The sequence below is a fragment of the Streptomyces hirsutus genome (genome assembly GCF_001418415.1).
Lineage (GTDB): Bacteria > Actinomycetota > Actinomycetes > Streptomycetales > Streptomycetaceae > Streptomyces > Streptomyces hirsutus.
Genome location: NZ_LIQT01000018.1, coordinates 1 through 14,218, shown reverse-complemented (window position 1 = coordinate 14,218; position 14,218 = coordinate 1). Strand labels below are relative to the sequence as shown.

Below are 14,218 nucleotides of genomic sequence, written 5' to 3'. Positions count from 1 at the left end.
TCCCGAAAACCTCGCTTGGGGCAGTTTGGCCAAGAACGGACTCCCCGGGTGCTGCAGCAGGAAGCGACCCGCTTGGCGACAGGGCTCCTCCCCGCGTACTGGAAACACGCCATCGACGAAAGCGTCTGGATTCCGCCAGAGCCAGCGCCAAAACCGAGCGTGAACGGGCTTGTCGAGGGATTGCGGGAGCTGCCGCAGTGAAAGCACCGGTGCTGCACGAGCCAGAACTGGAGTTCCGTGCCGGAAACCGCCACTTCGATCCCCGGTACGGCGTCAGCGTGTTCGGCCCCGTCGACGCCGACTCCCCTACCGGACTCCGTCAGATCCCCATCGGTCTGGTCGGCCCCTCCCATGCAGTCGACGGCATCCGGAACTGGCTCCAGCGCTGCCAGAACCACATCGAGGCCAGGGACAACAAACCGGGCCAGGAGAACCTTCACCAACCGTTCCCCGGTTTCAGCACCGACTCCCCGTTCGGCGCCCAGCTCGTCTTCGACGACGCCCCTGTCCGCGAGATCCCCGAACGCCAACTGCGCCGCATGGTCCGCGCCGACACAGTCTCCGCCACCAAGGACGCAGTCGTTTTCTACGCCGACGCCGCCCGGTCCCTGGCCGACACCGGGCGCTGCCGCGTCGTGATCTGCGCCCGCCCGGAAGAGCTCCAGGACCGAGAAGGCCACCCGCCGCCGCAGGAGAGCACGGCCGAACACGAAGAGGACGCCTGGTCAGACCACCAGGCCGGGCGTACGACCAGCAGACCAAGAACCTGCTAGTGTCCTGCGCCAGAGATCCGTCGGCAGAAGCGGGCAAGGGAGTCGAGGATCTCCTCGGCGGTTTTCGTCCAGATGAACGGCCTGGGGTCCTCGTTCCAGTCCTTGACCCACGCGCGGATGTCGGCTTCGAGCGCCTGCACGTTCTTGTGCGCGCCGCGGCGGATCATCTGTCGGCCAGAAAGCCGAACCACCGCTCGACCTGGTTGATCCACGAGGAGCCCGTCGGGGTGAAGTGCATGTGGAAACGGGGGTGTTTGGCCAGCCACGTCCTGATCGCGGGGGTCTTGTGGGTGCCGTAGTTGTCCACGATCAGGTGGACCTGGAGGTGTGCGGGCACCTCTTTGTCGATGCGGATCAGGAACTTCTTGAACTCCACGGCCCGGTGGCGTCGGTGGATCTGCCCGATGACCTCGCCGGTGGCGGTGTTGAGTGCGGCGAACAGGGTGGTGACGCCACCGCGCACATAGTCGTGGGTGCGTCGCTCGGGCATGCCCGGCATCATCGGAAGCACCGGTGCCGACCGGTCCAGCGCCTGGATCTGTGTCTTCTCATCCACGCAGAGCACCAGCGCATGCTCGGGCGGCGCCAGGTACAGCCCGACCACGTCGCGGACCTTCTCGATGAACTGCGGGTCCTTCGAGAGCTTGAAGGTGTCCACCAGGTGGGGCTTGAGCTGGAACTTCCGCCAGATCCGGCCCACGGTGGACTTCGACAGGCCGCTGTGCTCGGCCATCGACTTCCGCGACCAGTGGGTGGCGTTCTTCGGGATCTGCTCCAAGGTCGTGACCACCACCGCCTCGACCTGGTCGACGCTGATGGTGGGCGGCCGGCCCGGCCGGGGTTCGTCAACGAGGCCGTCCAGACGGGCGGCGATAAACCGCCGCCGCCACTTGCGGACCGTGTCCGCGGCCACCCCCAGCTCCCGGGCGACCGAGACGATCGGCGGTACCTCCGGACCCGCGCACGCCAGAACAATCCGCGCGCGCAGGGCCAGGGCCTGGGACGATGTCGCCCGCCGCGTCCACCGCTCCAACACCGCCCGCTCCTCAGCGGACAGCAGCAGCGGTTCCAGCTTCGGGCCCCGACGAGGAACTGACGCACCAGCAGCAGAATTCACACTGCAACTAACGATCAACTACCGGCACAGGACACTAGCCCCTCTCCGGCACAGCGCTTTTCGGATCGGACACAAGCGGCGCTGCCGACAGACAGCGGTGACATCGGAATCTTGTGGAATCTCAACAAGGCGGCAGTGTGAGCGACGCCGTCCCTCCGCAACGCCTGACTCGACCGCCAGCCGGGTCAGCATCGGTCCGGACACCACCGAACCTGCAAACGCCTACACATGCGCTGAAGCTGGGAAAAGGACCTCGCATCCCAGCCTGACAAGGCGTCAGCAAAGTCAGCATTAGGTCAGCAAGAGTCCTGCCAAAGCCACCCACAGACAGCCACACCGTGGAATCGCCAACCGCACCGGCCTGAGCCAGCCGGCTGTTTAGACGCCTTCCGGCAAGCAGGTGGAAGACAGCGAGAATGGCCCGACCGTCTTCCGACCCGCGGCCACCAATGCTGACGCGTTTCCGCAGGTCAGCGCACCCTTCCCCGCGGCTTCAACGGCACCGGTGGCAGCTCGGGGGCCGGCAGTGGGGCGCCGTCGTAGCCCTTCACCTCGCCGAAGCGGGTGCCTTCCATCCAGTCCCGGCGGGCCTGTTCGATCTCCTCCTGGGTGCGGCCGATCCAGTTCCAGAACAACTGGATCATGTTCGAGACGTGGTCTCCGCGCATGCGGGGTGGCTCCCCACATCTGCACCACCAGTCCCAGGTACGGAGTTGCCCAAGAAGACGCAACCCTGCCGACAGTGGAAGCAGCGCTTTCTCGATGAACTCGTCCTCACTGCACCCATCGAGGTACGCGGCAAGGTCGGCACGGCGATGCACCTCTGCGGCAGTGACGGGGCGGTGCGGTTGTGCCGCCAGGGCCGAGACGGTCTTCGTCCCGAGGCGGCGGAGACAGCAGTGGCCATCGGCAGCGTAGAACGCTTCGAAACCTTCCCGGACGAGTGCTTGATCGAGCTGGCGTAGCGCGGTCGGCCGGTCCGGCCCCGTGGTGAGGGCGTCGGCGGGACTCATCCGGTGGTGGTCGATGAGCCTGCGGAAGGACTCCGGGGGTCGAGCAGGGCCGCCGTGCGACTCGGCCGGCGTCGCTTCAAGCACGTCGGCGACCCGACGGTGCCGGGGCGAGCCGTCGTGCGCCCGGTTCGCGCCGAGCGCGGCGAAGAACTCGGTGATACACATGCCGGACCGGCAAGGGAAGTACTTCGGTTTTGATGAGCTGCCGGGATCGTCGGAGCCGAGGTTTTCGCACACCGGGTCACCAAGAGATGCGAGCGTTCTCTTCCTGAATTTCACGGCAGACCCTCTCCCCGGCACCGCCGCGTCGGCTGCGGGCCCGTCCTCATCGCGGTCCGTCCCGCCTTCCGGGCGCACCTGGGCGCCCGCGTACGTGACCTTCGCTCCTGCAAGGTCAATACTTCAGACAAGAGGACTTCAGCCGGCCCGCGTCCAACCATCCAGCAGACCTGACGGCCCGTCATCAAAGTCAGCATTAAGTCAGCATCAGTACCGCCACAGCCCGCTTCCGGCCGCCACGGACCGCGAGGACCGATAATTTCCCCTACCTGCTCTGACCAGCAAAAACGCAGGTGGAAGGCCCACCTGCTAAGCTCCCTAGGAGGTACCCGTGAAGATGTTGATCAATGTGCCGGAGACCGTGGTCGCTGATGCGTTGCGGGGGATGGCGGCGGCGCATCCCGAGCTCGCGGTGGACGTGGAGAACCGGGTGATCGTCCGGCGGGACGCTCCCGTGGCCGGGAAAGTGGGTCTGGTCTCCGGCGGGGGTTCCGGGCACGAGCCGCTGCACGGCGGCTTCGTGGGGCCCGGGATGCTCTCGGCGGCCTGTCCCGGAGAGGTGTTCACCTCTCCGGTGCCCGACCAGATGGTGCGGGCGGCGGCTGCCGTGGACAGTGGGGCCGGAGTGCTGTTCGTCGTGAAGAACTACACCGGTGACGTGCTCAACTTCGACATGGCCGCCGAGCTGGCCGAGGACGAGGGCATTCAGGTCGCGAAGGTGCTGGTCGACGACGATGTCGCGGTGACCGACAGTCTCTACACCGCGGGCCGGCGCGGCACCGGTGCGACGCTGTTCGTGGAGAAGATCGCGGGCGCGGCGGCCGAGGAGGGACAGCCGCTGGCGCAGGTGGAGGCTCTCGCCCGGCAGGTCAATGAGAACTCACGCAGTTTCGGTGTGGCCCTGACCGCCGTCACCACGCCCGCCAAGGGCAGCCCGACCTTCGATCTGCCGGCGGGCGAGCTGGAGCTGGGTATCGGCATCCACGGCGAGCCGGGCCGGGAGCGGCGGCCGATGATGACCTCGGGGGAGATCGCCGAGGCCGCCGTGGGCGCGATCCTGGACGACATCACTCCGCGCAATCCGGTCCTGGTTCTGGTCAACGGCATGGGCTCGACCCCGCTGCTGGAGCTGTACGGCTTCAACGCCGAGGTGCAGCGGGTGCTCGGCGAACGGGGTGTCCCTGTCGCCCGGGTACTCGTCGGCAACTACGTGACATCGCTCGACATGGCGGGCGCCTCCGTCACCCTGTGCCAGGTCGACGAGGAGACCCTGCGGCTGTGGGACGCGCCGGTGAGGACCCCGGGACTGCGCTGGGGCATGTGAGGGGCACCGGGGAGGTTGGTCACAGTGTCCAGTACACAAGGAGTTCCAGTGCTCGATGCCGTCTTCTTCCGCCGTTGGATGGCGGTCACCTCCGCCGCCGTCGACCGTGAGGCGGAGCGGCTCACCGCTCTCGACTCGCCCATCGGGGACGCCGACCACGGCACCAACCTCCAGCGCGGGTTCAGCGCGGTGCGGGCCGCGATGGACGAGGAGCCGCCCGCCACGCCCGGTGCGGTGCTGACCCGGTCCGGGCGGCTGCTGATCTCGACGGTGGGCGGCGCCTCCGGGCCCCTGTACGGGACGCTGCTCCGCCGCACCGGCAAGGCGCTCGGTGACGCCCCCGAGGTGAGCAGGGAGCAGCTGGCCGAGGCACTGCGCACCGGGGTGGACGCGGTGCGGCAGCTCGGGGGCGCGGCGCCGGGCGACAAGACGATGATCGACGCGCTGGTGCCCGCGGTGGACGCGCTCGGCGACTCCTTCGCCGCGGCGCGGGCCGCCGCAGAGGAGGGCGCGGTGGCCACGACACCGTTGCGGGCCCGCAAGGGCCGGGCCAGTTATCTGGGCGAGCGGAGCATCGGACACCAGGATCCCGGAGCCACCTCGGCGGCCCTGCTGATCGCATGCCTGGCCGACGCCTCCGATGCCTCCGGCGCCTACGAGGCCGGGGAGGCGTCCGGTGGGTGACGAGGGGAAACTGGTGGGCATCGTCCTGGTGTCGCACAGCGCTCAGGTGGCGGCGTCGGTGGCCGAACTGGCGAAAGGGCTGGCGGGCACCGGCAGTGCGGTGCCCGTGGCCCCGGCGGGCGGCACGGAGGACGGAGGTCTCGGTACGAGCGCCGAACTCATCGCCGCCGCGTCCGCGTCCGTCGACCGTGGCGCCGGGGTCGCCGTCCTGACCGACCTCGGCAGCGCGGTGCTCACCGTGAAGGCGCTGCTCGCCGAGGGCGACGAACTCCCGGAGCACACCCGGCTGGTGGACGCGCCGTTCCTGGAGGGCGCGGTCGCCGCGGTGGTCACGGCGTCCACGGGAGCGGACCTCGCGGCTGTGGAGGCCGCGGCGGCGGAGGCGTACACGTATCGGAAGGTCTGACGAGCACGGTTGAGGCGGGGAGTGACGGGCGGGCACTTTCACCGCCCTCCACTCCCCGCGTCACCTCTCCGTCCGGCGGACTCCGGTTTCAGGCCCGCCGGGGGTGGTGGTTCGACTCAGCCGCCGTTCACGAACTGCTGGGCCAGTCCCTCTCCCGCCGCCACCGCGGCCGTCCGGTCCTCGATGGGGGTCACCCGGCTGTTCTTGAACACGATGTAGGTGACCCCGGAGGGCGTGCCGCCGCTTCGTGGGTCGGGATTGATGCCGAGCGCTTCGGCCGCCGCGTAGGACGCCTCACCGATGACGCCCGCGGGGCCGGTGTCGCCGACGACCGCGTACTGCACCTGGTCGCCGTACACGACGGCCACCACCGAGCCGCCCCGGACGCCGTGCGCCCGGTAGTCCCAGAGCGCGCTCGGCACCGGCACCACCACGTAGGGCAGGGTCTCGGAGTTCAGCGGAAGGCCGTCGGACTGCGCGAACGCCGTGGAGGCGGAGAAGTACGGGTCGGTGGCGAGGTTGCAGCGGATTCCGGGCTGTCCGTCGCAGTCGATGTCCATGTCGGCCTTCCAGAACACGACCTCGTCGGTGCCGCACACGGGGATGGTGGCGGCGGCGCCCTGGTCGCTCCGGTAATTGCCCTGGGAGACGGGGGTGCAGTCACGCACCTGGGCCAGCAGGTCGGCGGCGCTGACGGAGCCACCCTCTCGTACGGCCGGTGGTTCCGTGCCGGCCTGCGGGGAGGCGGTGCTGTGGAGCATCGTGGGGGCGAGCACGGCGACGCCGGCCACGGCCAGTGCCAGCGACTGGACAGGGGTCACGGTGTGGGGCCTCTCGTGGGGGACACTGACGGGCACTCGGCTCCCATCTCATCCCGGACTCATGGCGTGGCCGCCGCAACAGGGCCGTACGGTGCACGTTCGGCTGCCCGGCAATGGGCCGGGTGACTGAGTCGGCGCCGGTGCCGGTGCCCGTACGCGGCCCGAGCCGCCCGAGTCGCCGCACCGCCCTCTTGATGTGATCGCGTCATCCGCGTCACCATGGGGGCGAGATTGGTCCGGACCATTGCCGTACGTCGTCAGGAGGCAGAGTCGTGCGAGGCGTTGCTGTCGCCGTTGCCGTGCTCTCACGCCGTCCCCTCGCGTTGCGTGGTGGCGCGCTCCGCTCACCGCTCCTGCTCTGCGGCGTACTCACGCTCGCGCTTCTCCTGGTCGTCTCCTGCGGTGGCGGCGGATCCGGGACCGGGAACGGGGACGGCGGGCAGCCGCCCGGGGCTCCGGCGGGTGTCACGGCCGAGGCCGGCAGCGCCACGAGTGTGCATGTCATGTGGAACACCGTCGCTGCCGCGAGCGCCCGGGTGAGCCGATACGAGGTGTACCGGGGCACCACAAAGGTCAAGGAAGTACCCGGTTCCGAGCACATGGTGGATGTCATCAGGCTTCGGCCCTCCACCACGTATGCCTTCACCGTGCGGGCGCGGGACGCGGAAGGGCGGCTCGGGCCCCGCAGCCGGGAGGTGCGGGCGACGACACCGGCGGCCACGGCGGCCGACCGGTCCGCACCCAGCCGCCCCTCGGACCTCCGCGGCAGAGCGGTCGGCGACAGGGCCGTCCAGCTGAGCTGGTCCGCCTCGACGGACGACCGGGGCGTCCTGTCGTACGACGTCCACCAGGGAGAAACGAAGGTCCACAGTGTCGGCGGGAATCAGACCGCCACCGTGGTGACGGGGCTGCGACCGGGCACCCGCTACTCCTTCACGGTCCGGGCTCGGGACGCGGCCGACAACCTGTCTCCCCCCGGTGCTTCCCTCCGCCTGACCACACCGGGCCGCGGCGCCGCCCCCGCCGCGGCGCCCACCGGCTTCCGCGCCTCGAGCCACCGGTCCGAGGGGGCTTACCACATCGACCTCAGCTGGGTGCCGCCGCGCGTGGACGGGGTGATCACGGAGTACCAGGTACACCTGGACGGCCGCCCGGCCACCTCCGTCGTCTACGGCGGGGAGGCACCGCGCGACCGGGCGACGTACAGCTTCTACGCGGGACGGGAGGCGGGGGTCAGTCATCGGGTACGGATCCGGGCCAGGCTGCCGGACGGGACCTGGGGCGGCTTCTCCACGGAGCGCACGGTGACGACGGGCCCGGGGCGCTGAGCGGGACCGGGCCCCGCCGGGCAGGCAGGGCGAGCCGGGCCGGACCGGTGCCACTCGACGGGCGGGTTCGCCGGGCGACGGCCGTCGTCACCTGCCCGGCGGCGGCCGGAATGCGCCGCGGGCCGGGTGCGCATTGGCTGGGCGCGTGGCAGCACGGGCGCTCCCCGACCCTCGGCGGCGCAAGGGATGTACCGCCGGCCGTGCCGCCGGAAGGCAGTTCACATGCGCTACTCGAAGCCTCTGACCCGCTCCGGTCTGACCGTCGCAGCCGCCGCCGCGCTGCCCCTGGCGCTGGCCGGCCCGGCCGCCTCCGGTCCCGGCGTCTCCGTGAGCACGACCGGTTCGACCGTCTCCGTCACGACCACCGCGTGCGCCCAGCTCAACGGCAGCTGGGGCACCGCGTCCCTGCTCGCCGGCGACCAGTCGAATTTCTCCCAGGGCCGCCAGGTGGCCCTCTCGGGAACCGGTTCGGAGCAGTCCGCCGCCTGGTCGGACGTCGACTCGGGCACCCACACGGTGATCGTGATGTGCTCGAACGGGACCACCGCGGGCACCCAGTCCGTCATCGTCTCCCCCGCGGACCCTCCCGCCCTCAACCCGTCGGCCACCGCCTCGCCCTCGCCGTCCCTCGGGGTGATGGGTGGCATAGGCGGCAGCTCCACGGACTACGGGACGGTGACGCTGGTGGCGGGCGGCACGCTCCTCGGTACCGGTCTCGTCGCCACGGCCTGGTACCTGCGCCGGCGCAACAAACCGAACCGGCTCTGAGACGGCGCCGGTCGCCACCACGTCCGACGCGCTCCGGTCGGGCGGCCGGCGTCACTCCTCTCCGGAGCCCGAACCGTCCGATTCCGCGCGCCCGGAGTCGGACGGTTCCGCGTGGGCGGGGGTCCCCGGGGGGTCGGCTCGTTCCCCGTCCGGCAGCCCTGCGTTCTCCCCGCGCTCCGCGTTCTCCGCGTTCTCCGTGCCCTGCGCGCTTTCCGCGTTCTCCGTGAACTCCGCGATCTGTGCGAACTCCGCGAGCGCGTGTCCGAGCCACCCGGTCCAGAAGGTCTCCAGGTCGATACCGGCCCGGAGCACCAGGTGCCGGAGCCGGTCGTCCGGGGCGTCCCTGCCGGGCGGGAAGTCCCGCCGCTCGATCTCCTGGTACTCCGCCAACTGCCTTTCGTGCAGCTCCAGATGACGCCGCAGATCGACTTCGAGACCGCCGGCGCCGACCACCGCCGCCGCCCTCAGCCGCAACAGCAGCGCGTCACGCATCGGCTTGGGGTCCTGCGCCGTGGAGGTCCAGCGGGCCAGTTCGGCGCGGCCCGCGGGCAGGACCTCGTAGGCCTTCTTCTGCCCACGGGCGGGCTGTTCGGCGGCCAGCGCCCGGATCAGGCCCTCGGCCTCCAGTTTCCCCAGCTCGCGGTAGATCTGCTGGTGTGTCGCGGACCAGAAGTATCCGATCGACTTGTCGAAGCGACGGGTCAGCTCCAGCCCCGACGACGGCTTCTCGAGCAGGGCGGTGAGGATCGCGTGCGGGAGTGACATGGGCCCCATCCTAGGGACGGCACAGGGCTCTCCTAGAGAGCCGCCGCCACCTCCGTGCCCTGCTTGACGGCCCGCTTGGCGTCCAGTTCGGCGGCCACGTCGGCGCCACCGATCAGGTGGACGGAGCGCCCGGCCGAGACCAGTTCCTCGTACAGGTCACGGCGCGGTTCCTGGCCGGTGCACAGGACGATCGTGTCCACCTCCAGGACGGTGCTCTCGCCGTCGACGGTGAGGTGCAGGCCCGCGTCGTCGATACGGTCGTAGCGCACGCCGGGGACCATGGTGACACCGCGGTGCTTCAGCTCGGTGCGGTGGATCCACCCGGTGGTCTTGCCCAGACCGGCGCCGACCTTGGTCGTCTTGCGCTGGAGCAGGTGGACGGTGCGCGGCGGGGCGGGCCGCTCGGGTGCGGTGAGACCGCCGGGTGTGCGGTGGTCCATGTCGACGCCCCACTGACGGAAGTACGTCTCCGGGTCCTCGTGCGCCTTGTCGCCGCCGTCGGTGAGGAACTCGGCGACGTCGAAGCCGATGCCGCCCGCGCCGAGAACGGCGACCCGGTCGCCGACGGGGGCGCCGTCGCGCAGGACGTCGAGGTAGCCGAGCACGCTCGGGTGGTCGACGCCGGGGAGGTCGGGGACGCGCGGGGTGACTCCGGTGGCGACGACGACCTCGTCGTGGCCGGTCACGTCGTCGGCCGTGACCCGGGTGTCCAGGCGTACGTCGACGGCCAGTTCGGCGAGCCGGGTGCGGAAGTAGCGCAGGGTCTCGTCGAACTCCTGCTTGCCGGGGACCTTGCGGGCGACGTTGAGCTGGCCGCCGATCTCGCTCGCGGCGTCGAACAGGGTGACGTCGTGGCCGCGTTCGGCGGCGCTGACGGCGCAGGCCAGGCCGGCCGGACCGGCGCCGACGACCGCGACGCGCTTGCGGCGTCTGGTCGGGGACAGCACCAGCTCGGTCTCGTGGCAGGCACGCGGATTGACCAGGCAGGAGGTGATCTGCAGGTTGAAGGTGTGGTCCAGACAGGCCTGGTTGCAGCCGATGCAGGTGTTGATCGCCTCGGGCCGGCCGGCCGCGGCCTTGGCCACGAAGTCGGGGTCGGCGAGCATCGGCCGGGCCATGGACACCATGTCGGCGTGCCCCTCGGCGAGCAACTGCTCGGCGAGTTCGGGAGTGTTGATCCGGTTGGTGGTGACGAGCGGAACCGAGACCTCGCCCATCAGCCGCTTGGTCACCCAGGTGTAGGCACCGCGCGGTACGGAGGTGGCGATGGTGGGAATGCGCGCCTCGTGCCAGCCGATGCCGGTGTTGATGATCGTGGCGCCGGCCGCCTCGACGGCCTTGGCCAGCGTGATCACCTCGTCCAGGGTCGAGCCGCCGGGCACGAGGTCCAGCATGGAGAGCCGGTAGACGACGATGAAGTCCTCGCCGACCGCCTCGCGCACCCGGCGGACGATCTCGAGGGGGAAGCGCGTCCGGTTCTCGTACGAGCCGCCCCAGCGGTCGGTGCGCCGGTTGGTCTGCGCGACGATGAACTCGTTGATCAGATAACCCTCGGAGCCCATGATCTCGACGCCGTCGTAACCGGCCTGCCGGGCGAGGCGGGCGGTACGGACGTAGTCGTCGATGGTGCGCTCGATGTCCGCGTCGGTGAGTTCGCGGGGCGTGAAGGGGCTGATCGGCGCCTGGAGGGGGCTGGGGGCGACCAGGTCCCGGTGGTAGGCGTAGCGGCCGACGTGCAGGATCTGCAGGGCGATGCGCCCGCCCTCGCGGTGTACGGCCTCGGTGACGACGCGGTGCCGCTCCGCCTCCTCGTCGGTGGTGAGCTTCGCGCCGCCCTCGAAGGTCCGTCCCTCGTCGTTGGGTGCGATGCCGCCGGTGACGATGAGGCCGACGCCGCCGCGGGCACGGGCGGCGTAGAACTCGGCCAGGCGCGCGAAGCCGTTCTCGGCCTCCTCCAGGCCTACGTGCATGGAGCCCATGAGGACCCGGTTGGGCAGGGTGGTGAAGCCCAGGTCGAGGGGGGTCAGCAGGTGCGGGTAACGGCTCATCGGGCCCTCCGTGCGCGGTGTCGTCCCTCTGTTGTAGAGGACGCGCACTCTTTTTTGCAACTAGTTGCAAAAACGTGGTGGAGGGCACACCGGGCCGGGGGCGTGCACGGCCGGGGCCGGCCGGCCGTACTGACGTCCCGCCGGCCCGTTCCCGGCGGCGGTCACCGGCTTTCGAGGCGGACGTGCAACTCCTTCTCCTGATCGCCGGAGACCGTGCTCAGGTCGCGCAGCGTGAACAGGGATTCCAGGGTGGCGCGGACCCGGTCGATCGCCCAGTAGCCGCCCTGCAGGTCGACGTCGACCGAGGACGCCAACCGGACCGGGTCGTCCGGGCGGGTCCCGCCCTCGTGCGGGTCGGCCACGTCGAACATGCCGAGCCACACCATCGGGCGGGCCCCGGAGGACTTCTCCGGCACGTCGCCGGAACGCCGGTCGGACGTGAAGTACGCACCCAGGGTGTCGAACACGATCTGTGCGTCGTGACTCTCGCACCCGCTGAGCTCGACCGAGACGGATTCCGGGTACGGTCGCTCGCTGCCCATCGTGATCGCTCCTTTCGTCGCGACGCCTTGCCGCGTCCTGCCGTGCCTCGGCTACGTCCTTGCGGCGCCTTGCCGGGCCTGCTACACGGCGTACCCCGCCCTCTACCGCCCAAGCACCACACACACGCACAGGTGCGCTCCCCGCGCACGACCGGCGTGCCCGCGGGATCGCGGGGCACCCGACGGAGGGAGGAAAGAAGGTGGAGGAGACAGCCGGAGAGGCGGAAAATCGCCCCCACGCGCGGTAGAAACAAGTGATGTCGGCACATCACGGTGTGCCGCGGAAATCGGCGAAGGCGGGGCGTGCGATGAGTTCAGCCGGGTCACCTCTGGTCGAGGGCGAGAGCGAGGGCGACGGAGCGGCCCCCGGGCCGGTCCGTCCCAGCGGACTGCTCGACGTGCTGCGCGTGGCCTCGGTGGTGCTGGACCCCCAGGGCCGGATCGTGCTGTGGAGCCCCCAGGCCGAGGAACTCTTCGGGTACCGCACCGAGGAGGCGCTGGGCCAGTACGCCGCCCGGATCATGGTGCACGAACAGTATCTGGACCTGGTGGTCAAACTGTTCTCCGAGGTCATGCGGACCGGGCGGAGCTGGGCCGGGGCGTTCCCCATTCGGCGCAAGGACGGCAGCACCCGGCTCGTGGAGTTCCGCAATGTGCGGCTGACCGACGACCAGGGCGGCGTCTACGCCCTCGGCCTCGCGGTCGACCAGTCGACCGTGCGCCGGGTGGAGCAGGACGTGGCGCTGTCCACCCGGATCGTCGCCCAGTCCCCGATCGGGCTGGCCGTCCTGGACACGGATCTGCGGTACGTCTCGGTCAACCCGGCGCTGGAACGGATCAACGGCGTCCCGGTCGAGGAACACCTGGGTCACACGATGCCCGAGGTACTTCCGCACCTGGAGATCGATGCCGTCGAGGCCGCGGCGAGGCGGGTCCTGGAGACCGGGGAACCGGTCGTCGACCAGTTCATGATCGGCCGGACCCCGGCCGATCCCGACGAGGAACACGCCTGGACCACCTCCCTGTTCCGGCTGGAGAACGCGCTCGGCTCGGTGCTCGGCGTGGCCCTTTCCGTGGTGGACGTCACCGAGCAGCACCGGGCGGGCCTCGAGGCCGAACGGGCCCGGCGCCGGCTGGCCGTCGTGGCCGACGCCTCGGCTCGGATCGGCACCACGCTCGACCTGGAGCGTACGGCCCGCGAGCTGGCCGATGTGGCCGTGCCGGAGCTGGCCGACGTGGCCGCCGTGGACCTGCTGGACGCGGTGGTGCTGGGCCGTCGGAGCGCCCTCGGCCCGTCCGAGTCGGCGGTGATCCGGGCGCTGGCGGTCCGGGGCACGGGCGCCGGCTCGGCGGACGCCCTGCTGGCTGCCGATCCGCCGGGCCGGGTGGCCCGGTACGGTCCGGACCGGTTCGTCACCGAGTGCGTACGCACCGGCCTGCCCGTGATGCTGCCGCAGGTCAAGGACGAGGACCTGTCCCGGGTCGCCCGGTCGGCCGAGGCGGCCGAACTGCTGGGCCGGGCGGGTGTGCACTCGTATCTGGCAGTGCCGCTGATCGCGCACGGCGAGGTGCTCGGTGCGCTCGACCTCAAGCGCACCGGCAACCCGTTGCCGTTCAACGAGGACGATCTGCTGCTGGCCCGGGAGCTGGCCGCCCGCGCGGCGGTGCAGATCGACAACGCCCGCTGGTACCAGAGCGTCCGCGACGCCGCCCTCACCCTGCAGCGCAGCCTGCTGCCCAGCCACCCGCCGGTGACGGGCGGGCTCGAGGTCGCCTCCCGCTACCAGCCGGCGGGGGCCACCAGCGAGGTGGGCGGCGACTGGTTCGACGTGATCCCGCTGGACGGGGGCAGGACGGCCCTCGTCGTGGGAGACGTGATGGGCAGCGGCATCCCCGCGGCGGCCACCATGGGGCGGCTGCGCACGGCGACGAACACGCTGGCCTCGCTCGGCCTCGATCCCGCGGTGCTCCTGGAGCACATCGACCGGATCGTCGGCGAGCTCGAGGACGCCATCGCCACCTGCCTCTACGTCGTCCACGATCCCCATGAACGGCAGTGCCTGATCGCCAACGCGGGGCATCTGCCACCGGTACGGGTCCGGGCCGGCGGCACCCCGGAACTGCTCGACCTGCCGACCGGGGTGCCGCTGGGGGTGGGCGGCGTCAAGTTCTCGACCACCGTCGTGGGGCTCGAGCCGGGCGATCGGCTGGTGCTGTACACCGACGGCCTGGTGGAGACCCGGCACCACCCGCTGGACGAGCGCCTCGACCTCCTGCTCACGCTGCTGCACGGCCGGCCCGACCGCTCCCTCGAGGAGATGTGCGACCTGCTGCTGCGCACCCTGCACGA

11 protein-coding genes and 2 pseudogenes are annotated in these 14,218 nt (G+C 70.8%); 7 read left to right on the top strand and 6 right to left on the bottom strand.

Features of this window, described 5'->3' with window-relative positions; translation table 11 throughout:
* The first annotated feature begins 197 nt into the window (after positions 1–197).
* Complete coding sequence (locus tag AOK11_RS01620; protein ID WP_157869259.1) at positions 198–773, top strand: hypothetical protein; 576 nt, start codon at positions 198–200, stop codon at positions 771–773.
* Here the strand turns inward: AOK11_RS01620 and AOK11_RS01615 are convergent.
* Positions 770–1,890 (bottom strand): annotated as a pseudogene (locus AOK11_RS01615) (IS630 family transposase). The gene AOK11_RS01620 and the pseudogene AOK11_RS01615 sit on opposite strands and share 4 nt — an antisense overlap.
* Before the next feature lie 470 nt (positions 1,891–2,360).
* Complete coding sequence (locus tag AOK11_RS46320; protein WP_338058899.1) at positions 2,361–3,260, bottom strand: hypothetical protein; 900 nt, start codon at positions 3,258–3,260, stop codon at positions 2,361–2,363.
* Positions 3,261–3,513: 253 nt separating this feature from the next.
* On the opposite strand from AOK11_RS46320, the gene dhaK reads away from it, so the two are divergent.
* The 3 genes from dhaK to AOK11_RS01590 are packed head-to-tail and all read left to right on the top strand — an operon-like array spanning position 3,514 to position 5,596.
* Positions 3,514–4,506 carry a dihydroxyacetone kinase subunit DhaK gene (dhaK, locus tag AOK11_RS01600; RefSeq protein WP_055591803.1) on the top strand — a complete coding sequence of 331 codons (993 nt, stop codon included), beginning with the start codon at positions 3,514–3,516 and terminating at the stop codon, positions 4,504–4,506.
* A 48-nt stretch (positions 4,507–4,554) separates the two neighbouring features.
* Positions 4,555–5,190 carry a dihydroxyacetone kinase subunit DhaL gene (gene dhaL / locus AOK11_RS01595; protein ID WP_055591802.1) on the top strand — a complete coding sequence of 212 codons (636 nt, stop codon included), beginning with the start codon at positions 4,555–4,557 and terminating at the stop codon, positions 5,188–5,190.
* Positions 5,183–5,596 carry a PTS-dependent dihydroxyacetone kinase phosphotransferase subunit DhaM gene (locus tag AOK11_RS01590; protein WP_055630958.1) on the top strand — a complete coding sequence of 138 codons (414 nt, stop codon included), beginning with the start codon at positions 5,183–5,185 and terminating at the stop codon, positions 5,594–5,596. The genes dhaL and AOK11_RS01590 overlap by 8 nt, the downstream gene beginning before the upstream one ends.
* Before the next feature lie 116 nt (positions 5,597–5,712).
* Here AOK11_RS01590 and AOK11_RS01585 read toward each other — a convergent pair whose 3' ends face one another.
* Positions 5,713–6,357 (bottom strand): glycoside hydrolase family 75 protein, encoded by a 645-nt coding sequence (locus AOK11_RS01585; RefSeq protein WP_055591822.1) that lies wholly within the window; start codon positions 6,355–6,357, stop codon positions 5,713–5,715.
* A gap of 383 nt (positions 6,358–6,740) precedes the next feature.
* On the opposite strand from AOK11_RS01585, the gene AOK11_RS01580 reads away from it, so the two are divergent.
* The gene (locus tag AOK11_RS01580) at positions 6,741–7,745 is read left to right on the top strand and encodes a fibronectin type III domain-containing protein (protein ID WP_055591821.1); all 1,005 of its coding nucleotides are present in this window, start codon (positions 6,741–6,743) and stop codon (positions 7,743–7,745) included.
* Between the two features lie 222 nt (positions 7,746–7,967).
* Entirely contained in the window at positions 7,968–8,513 is a 546-nt protein-coding gene (locus AOK11_RS01575) for a hypothetical protein (protein WP_055591800.1), read from the top strand.
* A gap of 234 nt (positions 8,514–8,747) precedes the next feature.
* Here AOK11_RS01575 and AOK11_RS01570 read toward each other — a convergent pair.
* From AOK11_RS01570 to AOK11_RS01560, 3 genes and pseudogenes are all read right to left on the bottom strand, one after another.
* Positions 8,748–9,278: pseudogene (locus tag AOK11_RS01570) on the bottom strand (PadR family transcriptional regulator); the annotation flags it as partial.
* Positions 9,279–9,310: 32 nt separating this feature from the next.
* Complete coding sequence (locus AOK11_RS01565) at positions 9,311–11,326, bottom strand: NADPH-dependent 2,4-dienoyl-CoA reductase (RefSeq protein ID WP_055591799.1); 2,016 nt, start codon at positions 11,324–11,326, stop codon at positions 9,311–9,313.
* A 161-nt stretch (positions 11,327–11,487) separates the two neighbouring features.
* On the bottom strand, positions 11,488–11,868 hold the full coding sequence (locus tag AOK11_RS01560) for a hypothetical protein (RefSeq protein WP_055591798.1): 381 nt from the start codon (positions 11,866–11,868) through the stop codon (positions 11,488–11,490).
* A gap of 308 nt (positions 11,869–12,176) precedes the next feature.
* Here AOK11_RS01560 and AOK11_RS01555 point away from each other — a divergent pair.
* A partial coding sequence (locus AOK11_RS01555) for a SpoIIE family protein phosphatase (protein ID WP_055591797.1) occupies positions 12,177–14,218 on the top strand: 2,042 nt, incomplete at its 3' end.